Raw genomic sequence first — 22,095 nt, 5'->3', positions numbered from 1 at the left:
CTCACGCCTCCATGGCGTGTTGAGAGACTTGGTGAGAGCGGATGGCGCTTGTCAGCCTGTCCTGGCATCGCCCAGCCCGGAGGGCTAACCCGGAGCAGTCACAGCGGCCTGTACTGCACGCAAGGAACGCTCCTGGGCTCAAAGTTCAAAGGCGAGAGCCATCAGCAACTCTTACCTTACGTTAGGGTAGAGATCCTTCGCTCGCGTAGTCGCCTCACTTGAATGAGGGCTAGATCACGTTGAGCACCACACCGCGCCTGCTGCCATTGCGGTCGTAGGCCCAGCGGTTTCCGGCGACGATCGTCCAGGGATTTGAGGCTAGTTCGACCGAGTATGAGCGGAGGCGTGCGAGCGCAGAAGAGCGGCGAACTCCTCGGCGATGGCCAGCTTCGCACGCAGCTCCGCACAGGCTTTGTCAGCGGTCGCACCGAACTCCGCCAGCCGGGCCGCCGGGTCCTCGATCGTCGGGCTTCCCGGCGCGGGGTCGAGGATCGCCAGCAGATCGCGCATCTCTTCCAGCTGGAACCCCAGCGGCTTCATCCGCTTGATCAGCTCCAGCCGGTCCACGTCCGGGTCGGTGTAGAGCCGGAAACCACCCTGACTGCGAGCGCTCGGGACTACCAGGCCCACTTCCTCGTAGTATCGGATAGTCCGTAACGACAGCCCGGTGCGCTCGGCCACCTCGCCGATCTGCATCTGCTCGCCCACACCGGTTTCCTCTCGCCTGCCGCCCACCGCGCCGGATGCTCGATCCGCCGACGGCGCCACCGACCACACTCTCACGTAACAGTACTGTCGCCTGCTCGCCTGCCTCCGCCGCAGACGGCCTTGGCGATAGGTCGATCACAGCTTCGCAGCCGAGCCGGAGGGCGACGTGGCCAGCTGGGTGAGCAGCAAAGCGTGCGGCGGGCTATCCAGCCGCGAGGAGACCTGTGGTTATCGTGATGGCGGCGATCAGCAGCCCGAGCAACAGCGGCGACACGAACTGCCCGGCGAAGGACGCTGTCGCCGACAGCGCCACCGTCTGTCCGCGCAAATTCTTGCGGCGCGGCCTCGCCGACCAGGGTGATCAGAGCGGGGAAGGCGACGCCGTGCCACCAAAGCGATCTCGTCCCATTGAAGACCGTCGCCGCTCCGACACCGAATCCCAGCTTGCTCGCGATCAGCACCGGATACAACGCGACCAACAACTTCGAACCGGTCGATCAACCAACCCACCACCGGACTGGAAACCGCGATCGCCAGCCCGTGCACAGTGATTATCAACCCCGCGGCTGTGCAGCTGACACAGAGATCAGAGCGGATGACCTCAAACACCGGCATCACTTGGCCTGTGACCGAGGCACCGGGTACTGGTCACGCCGGTGTATGTGTGTCTGTGATTCCACACGCGCTGGCTCCGCAGAGCACGCGAACAGACTCAGCGATTACTTGCCCCTGTACCGGTGGAATGTCAAGCCGACTTCATCGAGTGGAGCGTAGTCGCCGGCACAGATTTCGGTGAATCCAACGGGCGGCGGGGTCAGGGACAGTTCCGTCGTACCGCGGACGCCGGAAGGGTCGTGGCCGTGGAGTCCGACAACAGGATGGTCAGTGTCCTTGATCCGCGATCGGATCTCGGCGTTGCGCAGGAAGAGATCGCGGTGTCGGGCGATGTGCCTGGCGTGGTCCGGCTGAGGCTTGAACGCGTTCGCGAGCACTACAGCGCGCCCACCGTCGACCAGGGACAGCTCTCCGACCAGCGCTGCTCCCGGCAATTCGAACGCGGCGTCAGAACCGGCGTCCCGCAACAAGATGTGGATGTTGATCCAGTATCCGGCACCAGGATCGGCGACCCACCGGACGTTGTCACGGTCGTCGGCGCCGGTTCGCCGGAGCTCACTGTGGGGAATGGTGATCACAAAGGCCCGGCGCCATCCTGGACTGAAAGGCTCGTGCCTTGTCCAGCGGTCGACGTGGCGGTCTGCATTGCGCTCGACGTAGTGCATGGCAACCTGGGATAAGAAGGAATGCTGCCAGGCCCCCGACTCGTGGAAACTGAACTTCATGGTCTCAGCCGTCGGGATGATCACGAGATAGACGTCGCTGGAGTTTTTGGCCGAGAAGACCTTGTACTCAGTGGACCTCGGTCCGACAGGTGAACCGACCGCGAACCGGAATCCGGTGCCGGACGCCATGACGAGCGGCTCATGCTCAGGCAGGCACACTGTGGGGACACGCTGCTCGTCAGTCATTTCTCAACGTCGGACATCGCGAACAGCTTGTTACAAGAGCGCGGCCGAGGCGCACCACCGCCGTCACACGCTCAACGGCCAGGCGCGGGCCGCGAGATTTCGGGTCGCCAGGCCGATGCCGGTCTTCGGCACGAGCAGTGCCGCGGTCAACTTGACGGTACGCCGCGCGGACTTGACGCGGATGCGGTGCTCTGCCTCGTACCGGCCGAAACCGGCGGACGGTGACGCCGCCAGTGCGGTGGCAAGCGTGTGCGCGCCGGCGATCGCGAGACTCGATCCTTCACCGAGCAGGGAAACGCAGGAGGCCGCGTCACCCACCAAAGCGATCCGGCCACGTGACCATGACGGCAGGTCGACCACACTGACCGCGTCGAAGAAGAGATCGTCGGAATCCCGCAGGTGCTCGAGTAAGGCCGGGACCCGCCAACCCATGCCGCGGTATGCCGTCGCGACGATCCGCTTGTGTTGACCCGTATCGCGGTAGTCCACACCGTTGATCCGGGCGCGGAAAATGAACGCGACGCCGCCCTCGTCGCGAGACGGGTGAATGGCGACCAGCCGGCCCGGCGTGTTGTAGAGGAGCACTTCCTCGGGGTGGTCGACCGGGCCTCCGAACGACGTCGTGGCGACAAAGATCCCTGTAGGACGAACGAAAGAGCGCTCGGCGCCGAAGGTGAGCCGCCGGACCGCGGAGTGCAGGCCGTCCGCGCCGATCACGAAGTCGAAGCGCCGTGGTGGGGCCTGGTCGAAGATGACGTCGACACCGTGCTCGTCTTGGCGCAACTCGGCGATCGTGTCGTCGAACAGGAACTCGGCGTCGCCGCGGGCCGCCTCGTACAACACGGTGACGAGATCGGCTCGGGGGACTTCGAGCTCCTCCCCCTTGCCCGCGGACAGGCCGACGGTGGCGATCCGACGGCCGTCTCCGCCGAGCAGGCACACCCTTTTCGTTCTCGTAGCGACGTCCCGTAGACGGCCTACGACACCCATGGCCTCGACGACCGGCAGCGCGGGCCCGCGGACGTCGACCGGGTTACCGCTGGAGCGCATGCTCTGGGCCCGCTCGACGACAGTGACCTTGAAGCCGTTACGAGCTAACCAATACGCAAGAGTCGAGCCAGCGACTCCAGCGCCGCAGATCAACACAGTCTCCATGCCGAACGACGATATCAGCAGCGAGTGCAACTTTGCAATGATTGCAAAGTTGCACTCGCTGCTGCTCCGCGTATGCTCCCCGCATGTCCCTCCGTGATCGAAAGCGAGCCCGCACGCGCCAAGCGCTGATCGACGCGGCGACGGAACTCTTCGAGCGCAAGGGTTACGACGAGACGACGATCGCCGACATCACGGCGGCCGTGGAGATCGGCGCCCGCACGTTCTTCAGCTACTTCGCCAGCAAGGAAGAGCTACTTTTCCCGGACGCCGACGAGCGCGTACAGGCCGCCATCGACGCCATCGCCACTCGCGGACCGGCCGAAGGCCCGGCCGAGGTACTGCTGCGGGCCCTGAGCCAGGTCACCGCCACCAGTGACGAACTGGTCAGCCCCCTGGCGGCATTGCGGCTCCGGATGATCCAGACCGTTCCCGCCGTCCGCGGCCGCGCACTCCAGGAACAGCTGGCCGCGCAACGAGAAATCGCGAAACATCTGGCAGCCGCCTTCCCCGACCGGATCGATCCGGTCGGGGCGGCAGCACTGACGGGAGCGTTCGTCGGCGCGGTCACCGGCGCGCTTCAGGCCCTGCTCGACGACACCGACGGAACAGACCCCGCAACACTGCAGGCCGCCATGAGAACCGCGACCGAAGTCGCACTCGCGCCTTGGCGACGATCACCATCGCCCGAGTCCTGACCGAAGACACTCAACGCCAGCCTGGGGTGATGAGTCCTGTCTCGTAGGCGATCGCGACGAGCCGCGCACGGTCGCGGGCGCCGAGTTTGCCGAGCAGGCGGCCGACGTGGGTGCGTGCGGTGGCCGGGCTCATGTGCAGGCTTCGCCCGATCTCGGCGTTCGACTGGCCCTCGCCGACCTTGATGAGGACCTCGCGCTCGCGCGCGGTGAGCACGTCGAGCGCTTCCGCCGAGCCAGGACTCGGGCTCGCTGCCGCCGCTCGCATCACGCGGCGGGTCACGGCAGGTGCGAGCAGCGCTTCACCGCGGGCGACGATCCGGACAGCTGCGCGCAGCTCGTCCGGACTGGTGTCCTTGAGGAGGAACCCGGCCGCACCCGCCCTGATCGCGTCAAGGATGTGCCCGTCGGTGTCGAACGTGGTGAGCACGACGACCTGCACCTGCCGTAGCCGCGGGTCAGCGACGATCCGGCGGGTCGCCGCGATGCCGTCTTCACCGGGCATCCGGATGTCCATCAGGACGACGTCGGGTCGCTCCCGGGCCACAAGCACGACACCGCCGACCGCGTCGCCCGCTTCTCCGACCACAGTGATGTCATCGGCCCGTTCCAGCAGTGATCGAAGCCCTTCCCGGACCAGCGCCTGGTCGTCGACGAGCACGACCCGGATCACGCGCGCCCTCGCACAGGGATCCGCGCCTGGATCGCGAACCATTCCCCCGGGCTGGTCCTGATGTCCAAGTCGCCGCCGAGCAACGTCAGTCGTTCCCGCATACCGGCGATACCCCAGCCGGCTGAAGCCTCGCCAGGTGCTTCGATACCGCGTCCGTTGTCGGTCACCCTGATCACCACGGCATCCGTGTCGTAGTCCAGTTCGATGAGCACGGTACTGGCCTCGGCATGCCTCAGCACATTGCTCAGCGCCTCCTGGATCATCCGATAGGCGGACACGTCCGAGATCGCGGGCAAAGTGACCGGCGTACCCGTGGTACGCACTCGGACATCCAGCCCGGCTTCGGTCGCGGTGGCGACGAGTACGTCCAACCGGTCCAGCCCAGGCGCAGGGGCATGGCCGGCCACCTCCGGCGCACGGAGCGCGTGCAATGTCATCCGCAGTTCCTCGCCCACGTTCCGGCAGGCCGCTCGAGCAGCGACTAGCGAACGGCTCGCCGTCTCGGGATCGTCGGTCAGCGCCTCTCTCGCCACATCGGTGTGCAGCGAGATCACGGAGATCGTGTGCGCCATGAGGTCGTGCAGGTCTCGTGCGATCCGCACGCGTTCCTGTTCGACCCGGGCCGCCGCCTCACGCTCTCGTTCCAGTTCGGCGGCACGGGCTTGCTTGGCAAGTTCGGCCCGCCAGCCACGCCGGGAACGCAGGCTGTCGCCCAGCGCTATGACGGTCGCCATCAACGCCGCCGACGTCGGCATCTCCAAGCCGAGCACGAAACCGAGGTTGTCGCCCTGACCGATCCGCACTCCGGTGGAGACGGCAAGCAACCCCGCGGCAGTGCCGACGGCCCAGTACAGGCGGCCGTACTCGGTCGCCGAGAACAGAGCGGCCGCCACAGGCACGGCGAGACCGATTGGCGGGTAGGACAGCATGTAGTAGCCCAGCAGGGCAACGGCCGTCACGAGCAGCGTCGCGACCGGCCATCGCCGTCGCACCAGCATCAGCCCACCGAACAGCGCCCCGAACAGGTAAGCGGTGAGGCCGGGGGACGATGGGCCGCCCACGTTCGCGGCGATGGCTGTGCCGACGGCGACCAGCACGAGCACGCCGAGAGCGAGGTCGACCAAGAACCGCCGCCCTCCGACAGCGCCGGTCTCCCCTGTGGACTGTCCGATGAGCACACCACATCCTTTCCGGTCCGCTACCGCGGCCGTGCGCCTGGGATCACCTTGGCCAGCAGCCAGCAAACCGTGCCGGACGCGGCGCCGGTGAGGACCCCTGTGAGCATGCTGCTGCCGAACGCGAAGATCCGCAGCACGACCGCTTCGGCGGATGGTGACAACTCGCCGGCGAGATTTCCGCCGATAGTCGGGGCTCCGTCGGGGAACGCCTCGGTCCACAGTATCTGGTGAGTGATACCGAGCAGGGCGCCGTAGACCAAGCCCACCACGAGCAGCGTGAGGAACGGATTGGGCACCCGGCGCCAAAGCACGACAGCGAGCCAGACAGCGAGCGGCGTGAACACCAGCAGCGCGTTGCCGACCGGGCCAACGAGACCGAGGTCGTGCGCGATGACTCTGGGCACTCCAAGCGCCGCGAGGAGGAAGATCACCGGCCACGAGACGCCGAGCGAGGAGCGGGCCCCGCCTTTCATGCCGCACCTCCGGACAACGCACGTGCTCGGTGGTACCGCAGGAACCCGATGAAGGCCAGCGTCGCGGTGACAGCGCTGAACGCGAGCCGGAACCAATGACCGACCTCGAACTCGAGCGCGGTACGCCGCAGGAACTCCACCGAATGCTCGGCGATCCCCTCCTCGAACATGATGTCGTTGCGCGGCCAGAAATAGAGCACGGAGAACAGGAACTCGCCGACCAGCAGGGTGCCCAGGCTCCCCGCGATCCACCATCGGGCCTCCCGCGCCCGCCTCAGCGACAGGAGACTCGCCGCGGCGGCGAGCACGGTGACCGCACCCATCGGCGGAAACAGGTCGGCCGGACCGGTGACCATGAAGAACTCCATGGCCTTGGCCAGCGAGGCGGGCGCGTCGTGGAAAACGTTCGGATAGATGACTACGGTCTCGACCGCGATACCCCCGAAAGCCACCATGGCAATCCAGACGTAGGCGCCCGAAACGGCAAGGGAAATGCCGTCGCTTCGCACGTGCTTCTCCTCGGACAGAAGGAACTTCTACCGCGTCAAAGCTATTTCCCTCTCCGGCTTCGCACATCCGTATGAGGGCCCACTCCACATACGCATCTCGACGTAGGCAAGGGTCCGGTGTTGAGGTCTCTGTGCTGGTAGCCGAGGACACCCAGCACGATCAGCGTGCCCCAGTCCGGCGGTGTGCCGGGGGCGAAAGCCGAGGAGGTGCACGGGGAAAGGTAGGTGAGCCACACGGGGGCCCGAGTGCTCTGCAGGATCACGGTGAGCAGGAAGCCACCGGTGGCCGGGAGCGCCGCGGTGCCGAGGGCGAGCAAGGCGACAGGCGCGACGTTGGCCGTTCCGGCGAGCGCCGCCGTGAGGCGCAACGGAGCGTCCGCGATGGTCGCGCCGCACCAGAGCGCCAGCCCCGCGACTGCCAGGAGCACCAGCGCTCCCAGGCCGACGTTCAGGAGTCCAGTGAGCACGGTGCGTCGCAGGGAAAGGAGCAACGCCAGCAGCGGAGTCAGCCACCGGTCGGTCTCGGCCGCCGCCAGCTCGGCGAACCAAGAGTTCTCGCGCATGAACGGCAGTATCGACGCGATGAGCACACCGACGAGCAGGAAGTAGGCCCCGATCGCCAGCGCCCAGGCAGCGGTCGGGCGCGCCGCTCGCCGGGCGGCGAAGCCGGTGACCGATCCCAGCAGCCGCACTCTCGGGCGCCGGCACTTTCCACAGTATGCGAGCGAGTCCTCAATGGACTGTTTTCGATAGGACGCAAAGTTCTGGCCGATCCCAGCCAGTCGCCTTAGCCTCTTTGGACAGCTGCGGGTGACCGGAGCCGGCCCTTATAGAGACCACTCCGGACAATCTCGGAGAGGTGCCGACGCTGGGTCGCGAAAACAGCCAGCGTGGTCAAGCACTCGCGGTCACATCAAGCAGCGGCGCTCCCGATCACAACCCGGGCAGGGCAACCGAGGGCTGCACCAGAAGACCTGCCCCAGCTAAACGATGAAAGGAAATCAAAGTGAAAACACTTCTCGGCAGGTTTACGCTGCGAGTATTTGCAGTTGTAGCCATCCTGATCGCTCCACTGGCCATCAACCAGACACCGGCACAGGCCGATACCGGGTGCCGGGATAGCTTCCAGCGCCCGTACCCGAGCGATAAAGGCGGCAAGAACGCCACTGTCTGGATCACCCGCGAACCTGAGTGCGGAGAGCTCAAAAACGCGCAACTCTGGGCCATATTTCACGCTTACGATGAGCTGCTTGTCATCTATAACTACCCCGTAGCAGGCAAGGTCTATGTCAACGTGGAGGTACTCGACCGCTACGGGAACGTTTTAGACAAAGACAGGATAACGGGGACCGAAGAGACGCACGAGCTCGGCACACCAGACGGAAGCCGTAACATCGCCGAAGGCCGCGTCGTCCGCATACAGGTATGCGGCACAATGATCCACTCGAATAAGAAGGAATGCAGCGCGTGGGGTACAGGAGTCGCTTGACAGGGACGTTCCGGTAGCTGTTCGTCGAGGACGAAGACAATCCCCGTGGCCTGGGGCGCGAAGGCAAGTGGCGCTCCAGGTGCGCTGGCGGGTGCCTCGTCCTGCCAGGGGCCATCATGATCGGGCGCTCCCGCCAGACAGATCCCCGAGGTGAGAGCAACAACCACGCCGAGACCTGCCCACATCGTCGAGTGCCGGTGAGCCATCATGCCTGCCACGACCGAGGTTCACCTTCACGGCTATCGCCGAGTTGCGCGACGGAGCTGTCGAGTACTGATTCGATCGACGCCGCGCACAGCCATCATTTGGCTCAGCAAGGATTGGCCACTGGTCGACGGCGAGGTCAGAGCCTTCCTCGACAGCTGAGCATGGGAGCGACGCCAGAGACCACGTCAGTCGCCCGCCAGCGGAAGTATTCCCGTCAGGCCGATTCTCGCTGCCAACCTGCGGATTCTCGGTGAAGGCAGGAAAAGCAGCGGTACTCCCAACGTCGCGCATCTCGTGGTGAGCCCGACCAGACATGAGAGCCCGCTGGAGTCACAGAACTCCACTCCGGTCAGATCGACGACCAGTCCGTCCGGCGATAGGTCCATCAGCCTGTCGAACTCCGCGGTCAGCTTGACATGAGTGGTGAAGTCCAGGTCACCGCCGACCACCATCGTCACGCGAGCCGCTTCGACCGCAGTCGTTGCCGAGAACGGCGTCGACCGCTCCATCCTCTTGTCACCTCCGGCGCGTCCGAGCTGTCCTCCAGACGCGGCCCAGCGTACGTGCTGCCTTCAGCTACTACCTGTTCGGCCGCGCGCCACCTGCTGAGGCAGGTCGACAACCAGGAAATGGGAATTTTTGCGTTTTCTTGACGGTCGACCTGGGGCTCGGCCGCTCAGCCGTCAAGACCGCGTTAGTAAGCGTTGCCGCGCACCGACATTTCGGGCAGGTGTCACTAGGGTCCACGCGCGGAGGTCCTGGAGTATGGGTGGTCAGACACTGGTGGTCGGCTTCGGCGTGGCCGGCTCCAGCGCCGCGAGATACCTGCTCGCCTACGGCACCAAACCCGTCAATCTCCTCGCCGTCGACGTCGCCCCTGATGCGGTACGGCTGGCTGGTGAGCTCGGTGTCACCTCCATCCTCGGGGACGGCACCGACCGGCAGGTGCTTACCCGCGCGGATTCCGACCAAGTGCGCCAGTTGATCGTCGCCGTGTCACCCGACGAGACGGCGATCATGACGACGATGCTGGCCCGCGAGCTTTATCCGTCGACGAGGATCGCGACCGCGGTGCGGGAGAGCGCTCACTTCGACCTGGTTCGACGTCACGGCGCCGATCAAGCCGTGGTCACCGCCGAAGCCTCGGGCGAGGCTTTGGCCGCGGCGCTGCTCGATCATCGCGGACCGTCCTTCGCCCCGTGGACGCTCGATCAACGGCCTGCCCGATCGTCCGAGATCGGGCAACGGGTCGCCGAATGCGGCACGACCGTTGTCGGCCTGATCCGAAACGACCAGCGCTACTGGGGCCTCCACGCGACACGACAACGCGTGGCCTCCGGCGACCACCTCGTCTTCCTCTGTCCCCTCTCCTTCACGGAAGCATAGGCCGCGCCCTCCATGCCCACATTCGCCTCCATAGCCAAACGCCTGCTCGTCGGCCGGCCGTTCCGCAGCGATCGCCTGTCGCACACCCTGCTGCCCAAACGGATCGCGCTGCCCGTCTTCGCCTCCGACCCGATGTCGAGCGTTGCCTACGCACCGGAGGAGATCCTTCTGGTGTTGTCGGTCGCGGGCGCTTCGGCGTTCGTGTTCAGCCCCTGGATCGCGGTGCTGGTCGCCGTGGTGATGATCTCGGTGGTCGCGTCCTACCGGCAGAACGTCCGGGCGTACACCTCCGGTGGCGGGGACTACGAAGTCGCGACCGTCAACCACGGCCCGCGTTGGGGCCTGGTCGTCGGCAGCGCCTTGCTCGTCGACTATGTGCTGACCGTGGCGGTGTCGATCGCCTCCGCGGCGGCCAACATCGGCTCGGCCGTGCCTTTCGTGGGAGAACACAAGGTCGAGTTCGCGGTCGGCGCCATCGTGGTACTGACTGCCATGAACCTCCGGGGCGTGCGGGAATCGGGCACCGCGTTCGCCATCCCGACCTACGCCTTCGTGTTCGGCATCCTCGCCATGATCGTCTGGGCGGTGGTCCGGGTCTTCCTCCTGGGCGAGGAGGTACGTGCCGAAAGCGCGGACTTCACGCTGGTCGAGGAAGGCGGACATCTCGCGGGGCTCGGTTTCGCTTTCCTGATCCTGCGCGCGTTCTCCTCCGGGAGCGCCGCGCTGACCGGCGTGGAAGCGATCAGCAACGGTGTTCCCGCGTTCCGCAAACCCAAGGGCCGCAACGCGGCGACCACGCTGCTGATGATGGGCGTGCTCGCGATCACCATGTTCCTCGGCTTGATCATGCTCGCCCGGCTCACCGGTGCGCAGGTCGCGGAAGACCCCGCGCATCAGCTGATCGGTGCCCCGGCAGGTTACGAGCAGAAGACGCTGGTAGCCCAGCTCGGCAACGCGGTGTTCGCGGGCTTCCCGCCGGCGACCTGGTTCGTCATCTTCTTCACCGGCCTGATCCTGGTCCTGGCGGCCAACACCGCGTTCAACGGATTCCCCGTGCTCGGCTCGATCCTCGCCCAGGACCGCTACCTGCCGCGACAGCTCTACACCCGCGGCGACCGGCTGGTGTTCTCCAACGGCATCATCTTCCTCGCCGCGGCCGCGATCCTGCTCGTCGTCGCCTTCGACGCCGAGGTCACCCGCCTCATCCAGCTCTACATCGTCGGCGTGTTCATGTCCTTCGTGATCAGCCAAAGCGGAATGATCCGGCACTGGAACCGGCGCCTGCGCACCGAAACCGACCCCGCCGCACGCCGCCGGATGCGCCGCTCCCAGTCGATCAACGCCTTCGGCTTCTCCATGACCGCGCTGGTCCTCATCGTCATCCTCGTCACCAAGTTCACCCAGGGTGCCTGGATCTCGCTGGCGGCCATGGCCGCGATCTACCTGCTGATGACCGCGATCCGCCGTCACTATCAACGGGTCGGTGATGAACTGCATGACACCGATGAGGATGAGCCGATCGTTCTGCCGTCGCGTAATCACGCGATCGTCCTGGTGTCGAAACTGCACCGGCCCACCCGCCGGGCGCTGGCCTATGCCAAGGCGGTACGGCCCGACGTCCTCGAGGCGATCACCGTCAACGTCGACAATCAGGAAACCCGCGAACTTCTCGACCGGTGGGCCAAACAGCCCTTCTCCATCCCGCTGAAGGTCATCGAGTCGCCCTACCGCGAGATCACCAAACCGATCCTCGACTACGTCAAACGCATCCGCACCAACAACCCGCGCGATGTGGTCACCGTGTTCATCCCCGAGTACGTCGTCGGCCATTGGTGGGAGAACGTCCTGCACAACCAGAGCGCGCTGCGGCTGAAAGGACGCCTCCTGTTCCAGCCTGGTGTCATGGTGACCAGCGTGCCCTGGCAACTCGCGTCATCAGCCAAAGTCCGTCACCGCCCGGAGCTTGCTCCCGGTTCAATCCGCCGGGGCCTGCAGCCAGAGGACACAGACCGCCCTCCGAAGCGCGGCGAACCGTGACCGAACGTACGGCCTAGCCACGTGTTTCACCTTCATGCTGGTGTACGTCCGGGATGCCGTCGTGGTCGGAGTCGACCGACTCTTCGGCACAGATTCTGCGGTGCACCCGGTTGCGGATGCGCAGGATGATCGTGGCGACGAGACCGGCGAGCAGGGAGCCCACCAAGATCGCGATCTTCGCATGTTCGTCGCTCTCGCTGCCCGCACCGAAGGCGAGGTCACCGATGAGCAGGGACACGGTGAAGCCGATGCCGCCCAGCGCGGCCAGCCCGATCACGTCGGTCCAGGCGAGGTCGTCGTGGAGTTCCGCACGGGTGAACCGGGACACGAGGTAGGTGGCCCCGGTGATACCGATGGTCTTGCCGAGCACAAGCGCGAGGACGATACCCAGCGCCACGGGGTCGAGGAGTGAATCGGCCAGGCCGCCAAGTCCACCCACGGTGACGCCGGCGGCGAAGAAAGCGAATACCGGGACCACCACGGCGGCCGAGATCGGCCGGAACCGGTGCTCGAAATGCTCGGCGAGCCCTGGCCCTTCGCCGTGCTTGCGGATCACTGGTACCGCGAACCCCAGCAGGACGCCGGCGACCGTGGCGTGGATTCCCGAAGCATGCACCAGCGCCCAGGTCGTCGCCGCGAGCGGAAGCAGCAGCCACCACGATCGCACCCGGCGCTGAACCAACACGGCGAACACGGCCAAGGGAAGCAGGGCGAACAGAAGCGGGCCGACCAGAAGGTCACGGGTGTAGAAAACGGCGATGATCACGATGGCGATCAGGTCGTCCACGACAGCCAACGTGAGCAAGAAGGTGCGTAAGGCGGACGGCAGGTGGTGTCCGATCACCGCCAGGACGGCGAGGGCGAACGCGATGTCGGTCGCCGTCGGAATAGCCCAGCCCTTGAGCGCGGCCGAGTCGCCGAGGTTGATCGCGATGTAGATCAGAGCCGGGACGGCGACGCCTCCAACAGCGGCGGCGACCGGGACCGCGGCCCGCCGGGGATCGCGCAGATCTCCGGCGACGAACTCACGTTTGACCTCCAGGCCCGCGACGAAGAAGAAGATCGCGAGAAGCCCGTCCGCGGCCCAGGTCGCCAGGCTGAGGTCCAGATGCAGAGCCGCCGGTCCTACCCGCAGATCACGCAACGCCTCGTACGCGCCTGACCAAGGCGTGTTCGCCCACACCAAGGCGACGACGGCCCCGACCAGGAGCAGCACACCACCCACGGTCTCCTTGCGCAGGATTTCCGCGACGCGCTGGGCCTCTGGCCAGGAACCGCGATCGAAAAGCCGGGCTCGAGGTGTGGTGCTCTCAGACATGGAACGCCGAGGTGCGTGATCCGGTGGCGGGAACAGTGATCATGGGCTACTCCGGGTGTGGTTCGGCTCGGCTCGCCGACCAGGCTTCCCGGCACACCACGAGGCAGCGCCTCGACGCGGACACCATACCCACGCTTACGTATTCTTGACGAACTGAAAGCCGTCGGCCCGAGCGACTTGCTCTTCGCCCAGGCCCGCTCGTCGTGAACTCCACGGTGACTTCCATGGACTTTCTTCGCGACCGTCAAGTGAGGCGCTCGATGACGCTGACCGCGGCTTCCAAACCGTTCTCCTTCCGGATTTCCCGCCCAAGGTGTTCGGCTCGCTCGCGCATTCCGGCATCATCGGTGGCTTGCCGCAGCGCCGCAGCGAGCCGATCGGCGGTGAGGTGCTGCTGCCGTATCGGCGGCGGCGCGACACCGGCGGCGTGCATGCTGCGCGCCCAGTACGGCTGGTCGGCGACGAACGGGCACACCACCTGCGGCCTACCCGCCAGGAGAGCAGCACCGGTAGTGCCGCCGCCACCGTGATGCACGACCACGCTCACCTGCGGGAACAGCCAGTCGTGTGGCGCGTGCTCGATCGCCAGGACGTCATCGTCGCCGACGTCCCCGTCGATCCCGCCCCAACCGGTCGCGACCACCGCGCGCACCCCAGCCTGCCGGACAGCGTTCTCGACTACTTCCCGCGTGCGCCGCGCGTCTCGGCCCGCCATGCTGCCGAATCCGATGTAGACAGGGACCTGCCCAGCGTCGAGGAATTCCTTCAACCTCGCGGGTGGCGACCACGCCGGTGCGGCGGGGAGGTACCAGAAGCCGGTGGTGCGCACCGAGTCCGGCCAATCGCCTGCGGGGACGGTGACATGGCGGCTGAAGGCCTGCAGAACCAGTCGATGGCCGCCTTCCTTGTCGTGGAACAAGTCGTGGCTCCCCCGGCGGCGCGGAAGCCCGAGTTCGGTGGTGCGCCAGGTGGTGGTGATCCCCGCGTACGTACGCAGGATCGCGGACACCGCGAGGTAGCTGGTGCGATTGAGGACCTTCGGCAGCCGCGGCAACGGCACCATCGGGCAGGGGAATTGTGAGGTGGGAACCCATCCGGGTTGCAGGGCGACGACCACCGACGGGACACCGAGCATCTCGGCGGCATGTTGGGCCGGCACCCCGGTCGTGTGCACGACAACGTCCGCGCGGGATGCCTTCGCCGCCACGCCGACGTCATGCAGGACCGCCACCATCCACGGCTTGAGGCGTCGCGCCGTGCGCACGGCGGTGATCTTGCCTCGGAGACCCCGATAGCCGTTCTCCATCGCCTCCTTCACCACCGGGTCGTCCATCAGCCGGTTCGGCCCCTCGTCCAGCGGCGCGAACTCGATCCCGTGCTCCGCCGCGGCGTCCGCGAACGATCCTGGCGCGGCCAGCACCGCTTCGTGCCCTCGCTCCCGCAAGGCCACCGCGAGCGCCAGCATCGGCTGGACATCACCGCGGGTGCCATGCGTGACCAGCAACGCCCTCATCGTCCCGCCTCCTGCTCTCCGATGGCCGAGTAGGCCTTCAGCCAGCGGTCGTCGGCGAACAGGCCATCGGTGAGCATGTCCAAACCGGCGCGGGCGCCCCGCACCGCCGTCGCGGTCTCCGCGGCGTCGCCGTCGAGCAACCGCCCCACGTGATCCCCGAGCACCAACGGCGCCAACAGCCACGACACATAGACGACGGCGCGCGCCCGCTTGTCCGCCGCGGCGCGCACCCAGCCTTCGCGCTCTCCTTCAGCGAGCCACTCCTCGGTGTGCTCCACGATCTCGGTGAACAGGGTGGACGCGGCACTCGTACCGTCCAGGAACGCCCGCGCGAGATAGCGCCGCACTGGAGTTGCGGCCTGCAACGCCTCCGCCAGTGCGGCGGTGCCGTCGACTCCCCCGGAACGGATGGCTTCGAGCACGTGATCGTCGCATGCCTGCCGCAATCCCTCCTTCGAACCGAAGTGATGCAGCACCAGTCCCGGCGACACGCCGGCGTCGGCGGCAACGGCGCGCACCGACGTTCCCGGTACACCGTCGGCACCGAATCTCGCCAAGGCCGCGTCCCGGATCCGAGCCCGGGCAGTCAGGTCAGAAGCTGAACGCATGATCAGAGTATTGAACAGTCGTTCAGCCGCTGTCAACCGCCCGACCCGCGAAACACCAGCAGCCTGGACAGCTAGACCGGCGGGAACAACTCGAGCCGCCAGCCATTTCGGCCCTGGGCCACCGAAACGTCGTAATTGAATTTCGTTCCGTCTCCGCGCATGCCCGCTATGGTCACCATGCGCGGAACATCCGAGACCGGCAGCAACGTAACGCTAATTGCCGTTGCCCCAACGTCATCCAGCTTTTTCAGATAGTTCTTCGCGAACTCGTCCGCGTCACCGGACGGGTACTCGATCAACTCTGCCAAGGCGTCGCTGTCGCGTTCGTTCAACGCCTTCGACAGACTGTCCTGCAATTCTCGCGGCGACGCTACGCCGACATCCGGTCGCAAGGCGATGATGGTCGTCACCACAACGATCCAGGCGACCAGAACCGCCATAGCACCTACAGCGGCAGCTCTTCGAGTCACTCGCATAGTCGTTCTTTCTCCGAGCAGTTCACCCTGGTCCGGGCGATACCGCGGTTTACGAGCCGGCCTCTCCCTCGGCGCTTTCATCGGCCCAGCCGAGCGCCGCGGTGATCGCCTTGTCCGCGATGGACGTCATCGTCGACATGTACGTACGGCTGACGTGGTTGTCGTCGAGGTACACCAGCACATTGCCGATGACCGGCGGGCAGACGTCGGCGGTGCAGAAGTAGTCACTGAAATCGAGGAAGCGGACATTCGACGGCAGGTCGAGCGACTCGTACGGAGGTCGCTCAGCGTACAGCTCGGCCCGCGGCGTGCTGCATTCCGGCGCGGTGGCCCCCCGTGTTTCGACGCAAGCCGAGGGCGCGTATCCGAAGCGCGGGTTGTCCCGCACCGCCAGCACCGGAATTCCCGCTTCGTCGACCTTGCGCCACTGCGCGACGTACCCCGCCGGCACGCGCTCCTGGACGCCAGGCATGACATCGCGGGTACCGATGGTCAGCACGGCGTCCGGCCGACCGGCGAGAATCTCCTGCACGACGGCGGCGTTCCAGTCGATGCACGGCTGATCCCCCGGCACCGCGTCGGAATCGGTGGAGAACGGGCATCCGCCGCGCAGGATCGACGTCACCTCCCAGTTGCGCTGGGCGGCGACCGGAAGAAGCGCCCCGAGAAGCTGTCCGGCGTGCGAGTCGCCGGTGACCACGAGCCGTCTCGCCGGTGTCCCCGTCGTTTCGGACGTGCAGACCTCCAACTCCGGCATACGTGGCGATTGACCGCACCGGGCAGGGTCGATTCCCGCCCAATCTTCGGGGAGGGACACGAAGGACGGCACCAGCTGAGCGTCGGCGGCGCCCCAGTAGCTGAACCCCGCCGTGTGTGCGAGCGCGCCAGGGTGGTCGGGATCGTTCACCGTGATCGCGTAGGCAGACGCCTGCCGCACGCTCGTCCACTGCCAGACACCCGATGCGGCCAGCACCACGACCAGCGTCAGGACACCGAACCGGTATGCGCCCCACCGAGTTCGGATCCCGATCTGGGACACCCGGACCGGGTTCTCCACCAAATGGTGGGTCAGTGCCGCCAGGACGAGCGAGAGCCCGATGATCACCGCGCCGCCGCGCACCCCGACCTCCGGCCGGTCACGGGCGACGAGGTAGAAGACGAGCACCGGCCAATGCCAGAGGTAGAGCGCGTAGCTGAGGTCGCCGAGGTACGTCAACGGGCGACTACTCAGCAGCCGATCGGCGCCGAACCGGCTCCCGGTCGAACCCGCCATGATCACCAGAGCCGCCGAAAGCGTCGGCCACAACGCCGCGTAACCGGGGAACACGGTCCCGACCTGCAGCACCATTCCGCAGGAGATCAGACCTGCCACCCCGGCCCACCCCAGGATCACCCGTGCGGTCCGCGGCAGGTCGACCATGTCGATCAGCAGTGCGAGAAGCCCTCCGAGAGTGAATTCCCACACCCTGGTCAGGGAGTCGAAGTACGCGAACGGCTGGTCGGCCGCGGTCGACCACACCGAATACGCCAGCGACGTCACGAACACCAGGCCCAGGACGGTGCTCAGCAGCGGGCGAACACTACGCCTCGCTCGCCGTGCGATCAGCAGCACGAGCCCGACCAGCAACGGCCACACCAGGTAGAACTGCCCCTGGATCGACAGCGACCAGAAATGCTGGACGACACTGGCCGAGTCGTGCTGGGCGAAGTAGTCGGTGGAGGCGGCCGCCAGCTGCCAGTTCTCCAAGTACAGCGCGGAAGCGACGACCTCCTTGATCGTCTGGAACCACCGGTTCTGCGGCAACAGCACCGTGCTCACCGCGACGATCACCAGCAGTACGGTGAGCGCCGCGGGAAAGAGTCGTTTGATCATCCGGCCCCACAGCGGCCGGTACTCGATCCGGCCGCGCACCGAAGCCCGGTACAACTGGCCGGTGACGAGGAATCCCGAGATCAGGAAGAACGCGTCGACACCACCGGAAATGCGGCCCAGCCACACGTGGTAGACGACGACCAGCAGGCACGCCAGCGCCCGCAATCCTTGCACCTCCGGACGAAAACGGCGTTCTTCCGCCGGACCCTGCCGCACTGCACCACCACCGTGTTCGCGTAGCCCCTGGAGCGGCACCCTACGTCACGACGCTGTGACCGTCTTCGCCGTGTCGCCGTCGTCGTGCTTCTTGTGATCTCTTGCGTCATCGCTGTCCCGCAACGGGAAAGCCTCTTCCGAGGGCTCCGGCCACCGCGCCTCTAAGGAGCGTCGAACCGGGCCCAGTCCCGTTCCCACTGACGGTCACGGACCAGATTCACCATCCGATGCGTCAAGGAGCAGGCCAGGCCCAGCGCACCGCCGAACAACAGCCACGACAGGACACCGCCGGAGACCGCCGCGGCAGCGACGTCAGCGGGCTCCCTCGGTGTCATGGCAATACGGCCATCCTCGTGAAGCCAGATCGAGACCTCCGTGCCGGCGGCGGTTCCATAGAGGACGGACACCATGCCCCGGCGCGGTTCACCCGCCGGGCCGGGCCACTGGACTTCGACGTTCGCGGTGGTCACTTGCGGAGCAGCACGGAGCGCGACGACGTTCGGATACGGGGCGTCGGCCAGCGTGGTGGCGACAACTTCCCGCCGAGAGGCTCGTTCCTCCGCGAGGCCCCGGATCTCGGCCGCGTAGCCGTCCTGCGCCAGGGAGATCGTGACCGGAACGGCGGCGAGACCGAGACAGACCGAGATCAGCACGACCACGCCTTCGAGGCGATCGCAGGGCCGCGTCAACGGGCCATGGCCAAGGTAGACCCGCCGGAACCGGGTCACCCACGAGACCTGCCGCGCGCTCACCACCGACCTCCGCCCACCCGATTGGGACGAAACAGTCTAAACCACCACGATAAGCAGGTGTCGCCTCGATGAGAAGCCGAACGTCCTGCGACCTGGTGGCTCCGTGACTCAGGACCGAGTGGACGTGAGTGCCAGTTGCAGCAGGCGCGATGCCGAGATCACGCCGAGCAGGGTCTTGTCCTCCATGACGGCCACGAGCGGACAGCGAAGTCTGGCCATGATCGCGGCGACCTCGATGATGGTGTCGTCCGCGTTCACCCTAGGCAGTTCCGCGGCCTCGCTGGGCAGCAGGGAACGGACCTTCTTGCCACCGAGTTTGCTCGCGACGCTGTCCGCCATGGATTCGTTCAGCACGCCGGCGAGCGACGGGTCGTCCTGGACATAGGTCGGCACCAGGAAGCGCACGACCTGGGACGCGGGCAGCACGGAGTGCGGGCAGCCGCCGCTGTCGGTCACCACGATGCCCGGCAACCGGTGTTCGGCCAGCAAACGGGCCGCGTCGAGCGCGTCGGAGTCCAGGTCCACGACCGGGAACTCCTCCGCCATCTCACTGGCATGCATCTCGCCAGCGTACGACCCACCGTGGCCGCCCCGCCGGGCTCATCCAGTACTTCTGTCGCGTTCTTTATGACCTGTCGGCAGGTTGTCCGGCGGTTCGAAGCTGAGCGCTTTCGCCACCGGCACGTCGGTCGAGGAATGCAGCACGATCGACAGCGCGATCGTGACGGCCACGAGGTCGAACACCAGTTCGTTGTCCGGGATACCGGACTGCAGCGCGAGCAAGCCGTAGACCACGGAAGCGAATCCCTTGGGCCCGAACCAGGCCGCCGCTGAACGTTCTCGTCGGGTCATCGGTGTCCGGAGCAACGACAGCATCATCGCGGCCGGGCGCACCAGCACGATCGTGACGACCGCCAGGATCCATCCGCCGACGGTCAGATGCGAAAGCCGGTCGGGCGTGATCAACGCACCGAACACGAGCAGAGCGGCGAATTTGGTGATCTCCGACAGCAGGTCGCCGAGTGGTTCGAAATGTTCGGCCGCCACCCGGTCCATCGTGGCCAACGTCGCGCCGGCGGCGAAGGCCGCCAGATACGGGTTCGCGTGGGTGAGGTGGCAGGCGGCGAAGACCATGACCGCGATCGCGAGCGGCCCGAGCGCCTGCAGCCGAGGCTCGGCGGTCAGTACCTTCAGCCGCCACGCCAGCGTGACCAGTGCCGGGATCACGATCCCGATCACGAGGCCGAGCACCAGCTCGAGCCCGACTTCGCCCAGGTCCGACGTGGTGTGGGACGCGGTCGCGAGGAAGATCAACACGAACGGTAGCGCCAGGCCGTCGTTGAGCCCCGATTCGACGTTGAGCAGCCGTCGTAGCCGCAGTGGCACGTCCGACCGACCCACGATCGCCGCGGCGAACACGGGGTCGGTCGGTGACAGGATCGCACCCAGCAGCAGGGCCGTCGGCCAGTCGACCCCGACCAGGAAATGGGCCGGGACGGCGATCCCGATCATGGTCAAGGGCATGCCGAGGCCCAGCGCGCGGCCGGACAGCTTCCAGCCTTCTTTCAGCGCCGGGAGGCTGGCGCGCTGACCGTCGGTGAAGAGCACGGTGAACAACGCGATGTCGGCCAACGCGGTCACCAGCGGATCGCCGGGATTGATCTGGACCAGGCCGAAGCCGCCTTGCCCGATCAGCGCGCCGACGAGCAGGAACAACAGTGCCGTCGACAGGATCGTACGCGCGGCGACGCCGGACAACGACACACTGACCAGGAGCACCACGCCGAAGGCGAGCACCAGTGCCATGAAAAACCGTCCCCAGAATCGGTGACTCCACCCCGACGTCCGGGGCGAAGTGCCGACCAGGCTTCCCGGCGCTCCGCGCGTAAAGATGCCGCAAACGTCGGACACTGGCAAATCGGCCGGGCCACCGATCTGCAATCGTGATCCCGCACCAGAGGCAGAGGGGACGCTCAGTGAGCTCAGGAGCCGATCAGACCGCGTTCGGGCCGATGATCATCGTCGCGACAGATCAGTACGAGACCACGCCCCTGGTCGAAGACGCCTGGGCTCGACGGCTCCTTCCCACGGGCGGGCGCCTGGCCGTCTCGCTGGCGAAGTACCGGCCGGTGCGGCGCCTGCTGATCGCCGCGACCGAGAAGCAGGCCCACGGCTTGTGGGCGAGCATGCTCTGCCGCAAGCGCTACATCGACGACCGGCTCATCGAAGCCGTCGAGTCGGGCATCGACGCGGTCGTCATCCTGGGCGCAGGCTTCGACACCCGCGCCTACCGGTTATCCCAGCTGGCCGCGCTGCCGGTATTCGAAGTCGATCTGCCCGCCAACATCGCTCGCAAGCGGTCGAGGCTGGAAAAGAATCTCGGCCACGTCCCCGAGAACGTCACGCTCGTGCCGGTCGACTTCGAAACCGCAGACCTACGCGAAGAGCTGACCCGGCACGGCTTCCTTCCCGGCTTCCGGACGTTCTTCATCTGGGAGGCGGTGACCCAATACCTCACCGAGGACGGCGTTCGCCGCACCTTCGAATTCATCGCCGACGCGGGGGCCGGCAGCAGGCTGGTCTTCACCTACCTCCGCCAGACCTTTCTGGACGGAACCACCATGTATGGCGCCGAAAAGGCTTATGCCCAGTTCGTGCGCAAGCGGAAACTCTGGCACTTCGGGATGACGCCGGACCAGGTCGCGGGCTTCCTCACGGAATACGGCTGGCAGGAAGCCGAGCAGGTTGGACCTGCGGAATTCACCGCCCGCTACCTTCGTCCACACGGCCGCGACATACCGGTGTCGGCGATCGAACGCTCGGTCTACGCGGAGAAGCCGGTGCCACGGAGGAAGTCTTCATAGATCGCGGTCCAGACATCCAACCGGGAAAGCCGGAGAGCCAGAGCGCGACCGCTGTCCGTGAGTTCGCAAGTGCCGCGCGGCGTGATCCACGAATGATCCCAAGTGCCCTCGCCGCGAATCGCGCCATGGGCGGCCAACGCGCGCAGCGCTGACGCGAACGGGCGACGGCGCGCGTGGAGCCGCCTGCGGAGATCGGCACGTTCGCACGAGCCGGCGACGAGGGAATCGATGATCTCGACGACGAAGCGCTGCCCGACCAGGTCCACCAGTTCCGGCTCAACGTCGGGCACGTCGCTCGCTCCCTCATCGGCGCCATGGACGACGACAAGGTACGGCGCGGCCGGGGCCCGCGGAACACTCATTGACGCGGAGCGAACGACCTCACCTCGCGTTTTTACGTTCTCTTTATGAGATCAGCGTCGGTCCTGCCGCTGATGCATCA

General features: G+C 66.4%; 23 protein-coding genes. 5 read left to right on the top strand and 18 right to left on the bottom strand.

Annotated elements, in window-relative coordinates:
- Positions 1-318: 318 nt before the first annotated feature.
- The 3 genes from ACZ1DY_RS12565 to ACZ1DY_RS12555 form a co-directional block, all read right to left on the bottom strand.
- On the bottom strand, positions 319-708 hold the full coding sequence (locus ACZ1DY_RS12565; RefSeq protein ID WP_465484442.1) for a MerR family transcriptional regulator: 390 nt from the start codon (positions 706-708) through the stop codon (positions 319-321).
- A 719-nt stretch (positions 709-1,427) separates the two neighbouring features.
- A complete protein-coding gene (locus tag ACZ1DY_RS12560) occupies positions 1,428-2,234 on the bottom strand; it encodes a hypothetical protein (RefSeq protein ID WP_465484441.1) in 807 nt (268 codons plus the stop codon).
- 63 nt (positions 2,235-2,297) lie between these two features.
- Complete coding sequence (locus ACZ1DY_RS12555; RefSeq protein ID WP_465484440.1) at positions 2,298-3,389, bottom strand: FAD-dependent oxidoreductase; 1,092 nt, start codon at positions 3,387-3,389, stop codon at positions 2,298-2,300.
- A gap of 83 nt (positions 3,390-3,472) precedes the next feature.
- Between ACZ1DY_RS12555 and ACZ1DY_RS12550 the strand changes: the two genes are divergently transcribed.
- Positions 3,473-4,084 carry a TetR/AcrR family transcriptional regulator gene (locus ACZ1DY_RS12550; RefSeq protein ID WP_465484439.1) on the top strand — a complete coding sequence of 204 codons (612 nt, stop codon included), beginning with the start codon at positions 3,473-3,475 and terminating at the stop codon, positions 4,082-4,084.
- A 10-nt stretch (positions 4,085-4,094) separates the two neighbouring features.
- On the opposite strand, the gene ACZ1DY_RS12545 is transcribed toward ACZ1DY_RS12550, so the two are convergent.
- From ACZ1DY_RS12545 to ACZ1DY_RS12525, 5 genes are read right to left on the bottom strand one after another with little or no spacing between them, the layout of a single operon-like run.
- Positions 4,095-4,754, bottom strand: a complete 660-nt coding sequence (locus tag ACZ1DY_RS12545; RefSeq protein WP_465484438.1) for a response regulator transcription factor — start codon at positions 4,752-4,754, stop codon at positions 4,095-4,097.
- Entirely contained in the window at positions 4,751-5,932 is a 1,182-nt protein-coding gene (locus ACZ1DY_RS12540; protein WP_465484437.1) for a histidine kinase, read from the bottom strand. Before ACZ1DY_RS12540 ends, ACZ1DY_RS12545 begins: the two co-directional genes overlap by 4 nt.
- Before the next feature lie 20 nt (positions 5,933-5,952).
- Positions 5,953-6,405, bottom strand: coding sequence for a hypothetical protein (locus tag ACZ1DY_RS12535; RefSeq protein WP_465484436.1), 453 nt, complete (start codon positions 6,403-6,405; stop codon positions 5,953-5,955).
- Positions 6,402-6,914 (bottom strand): anthrone oxygenase family protein, encoded by a 513-nt coding sequence (locus tag ACZ1DY_RS12530; RefSeq protein ID WP_465484435.1) that lies wholly within the window; start codon positions 6,912-6,914, stop codon positions 6,402-6,404. Before ACZ1DY_RS12530 ends, ACZ1DY_RS12535 begins: the two co-directional genes overlap by 4 nt.
- 41 nt (positions 6,915-6,955) lie before the next feature.
- On the bottom strand, positions 6,956-7,606 hold the full coding sequence (locus ACZ1DY_RS12525) for a hypothetical protein (RefSeq protein WP_465484434.1): 651 nt from the start codon (positions 7,604-7,606) through the stop codon (positions 6,956-6,958).
- Between the two features lie 314 nt (positions 7,607-7,920).
- On the opposite strand from ACZ1DY_RS12525, the gene ACZ1DY_RS12520 reads away from it, so the two are divergent.
- Complete coding sequence (locus ACZ1DY_RS12520) at positions 7,921-8,403, top strand: hypothetical protein (protein ID WP_465484433.1); 483 nt, start codon at positions 7,921-7,923, stop codon at positions 8,401-8,403.
- 392 nt (positions 8,404-8,795) lie between these two features.
- Here ACZ1DY_RS12520 and ACZ1DY_RS12515 read toward each other — a convergent pair whose 3' ends face one another.
- Positions 8,796-9,119, bottom strand: coding sequence for an STAS domain-containing protein (locus ACZ1DY_RS12515; protein ID WP_465484432.1), 324 nt, complete (start codon positions 9,117-9,119; stop codon positions 8,796-8,798).
- Between the two features lie 274 nt (positions 9,120-9,393).
- Here ACZ1DY_RS12515 and ACZ1DY_RS12510 point away from each other — a divergent pair, with 274 nt between their 5' ends.
- Positions 9,394-9,996 carry a potassium channel family protein gene (locus ACZ1DY_RS12510; RefSeq protein ID WP_465484431.1) on the top strand — a complete coding sequence of 201 codons (603 nt, stop codon included), beginning with the start codon at positions 9,394-9,396 and terminating at the stop codon, positions 9,994-9,996.
- 12 nt (positions 9,997-10,008) lie between these two features.
- Positions 10,009-12,033 carry an APC family permease gene (locus ACZ1DY_RS12505; RefSeq protein WP_465484430.1) on the top strand — a complete coding sequence of 675 codons (2,025 nt, stop codon included), beginning with the start codon at positions 10,009-10,011 and terminating at the stop codon, positions 12,031-12,033.
- A 13-nt stretch (positions 12,034-12,046) separates the two neighbouring features.
- On the opposite strand, the gene nhaA is transcribed toward ACZ1DY_RS12505, so the two are convergent.
- The 8 genes from nhaA to ACZ1DY_RS12465 form a co-directional block, all read right to left on the bottom strand.
- Entirely contained in the window at positions 12,047-13,351 is a 1,305-nt protein-coding gene (nhaA, locus tag ACZ1DY_RS12500) for a Na+/H+ antiporter NhaA (RefSeq protein WP_465484429.1), read from the bottom strand.
- Between the two features lie 244 nt (positions 13,352-13,595).
- Complete coding sequence (locus ACZ1DY_RS12495; RefSeq protein WP_465484428.1) at positions 13,596-14,864, bottom strand: glycosyltransferase; 1,269 nt, start codon at positions 14,862-14,864, stop codon at positions 13,596-13,598.
- Complete coding sequence (locus ACZ1DY_RS12490; RefSeq protein ID WP_465484427.1) at positions 14,861-15,472, bottom strand: TetR/AcrR family transcriptional regulator; 612 nt, start codon at positions 15,470-15,472, stop codon at positions 14,861-14,863. Before ACZ1DY_RS12490 ends, ACZ1DY_RS12495 begins: the two co-directional genes overlap by 4 nt.
- Before the next feature lie 71 nt (positions 15,473-15,543).
- Positions 15,544-15,912: a hypothetical protein gene (locus tag ACZ1DY_RS12485; RefSeq protein ID WP_465484426.1), complete on the bottom strand. Its 369-nt coding sequence runs from the start codon at positions 15,910-15,912 to the stop codon at positions 15,544-15,546.
- 85 nt (positions 15,913-15,997) lie between these two features.
- Entirely contained in the window at positions 15,998-17,995 is a 1,998-nt protein-coding gene (locus ACZ1DY_RS12480; protein ID WP_465484425.1) for an acyltransferase family protein, read from the bottom strand.
- Positions 17,996-18,198: 203 nt separating this feature from the next.
- Entirely contained in the window at positions 18,199-18,789 is a 591-nt protein-coding gene (locus tag ACZ1DY_RS12475) for an Rv1733c family protein (RefSeq protein WP_465484424.1), read from the bottom strand.
- A gap of 108 nt (positions 18,790-18,897) precedes the next feature.
- Positions 18,898-19,350: a CBS domain-containing protein gene (locus ACZ1DY_RS12470; protein ID WP_465484423.1), complete on the bottom strand. Its 453-nt coding sequence runs from the start codon at positions 19,348-19,350 to the stop codon at positions 18,898-18,900.
- 39 nt (positions 19,351-19,389) lie between these two features.
- Complete coding sequence (locus ACZ1DY_RS12465) at positions 19,390-20,595, bottom strand: cation:proton antiporter (protein WP_465484422.1); 1,206 nt, start codon at positions 20,593-20,595, stop codon at positions 19,390-19,392.
- A gap of 170 nt (positions 20,596-20,765) precedes the next feature.
- On the opposite strand from ACZ1DY_RS12465, the gene ACZ1DY_RS12460 reads away from it, so the two are divergent.
- Positions 20,766-21,653: an SAM-dependent methyltransferase gene (locus tag ACZ1DY_RS12460; RefSeq protein ID WP_465484421.1), complete on the top strand. Its 888-nt coding sequence runs from the start codon at positions 20,766-20,768 to the stop codon at positions 21,651-21,653.
- Here the strand turns inward: ACZ1DY_RS12460 and ACZ1DY_RS12455 are convergent.
- Positions 21,614-21,943 carry a hypothetical protein gene (locus ACZ1DY_RS12455; RefSeq protein WP_465484420.1) on the bottom strand — a complete coding sequence of 110 codons (330 nt, stop codon included), beginning with the start codon at positions 21,941-21,943 and terminating at the stop codon, positions 21,614-21,616. The genes ACZ1DY_RS12460 and ACZ1DY_RS12455 overlap by 40 nt on opposite strands.
- Positions 21,944-22,095: the final 152 nt, after the last annotated feature.

The organism is Amycolatopsis sp. PSD-21, assembly GCF_055561455.1.
Note: the sequence above shows the minus strand (reverse complement) of the source record. Positions and strands in the feature narration are given on the sequence as shown.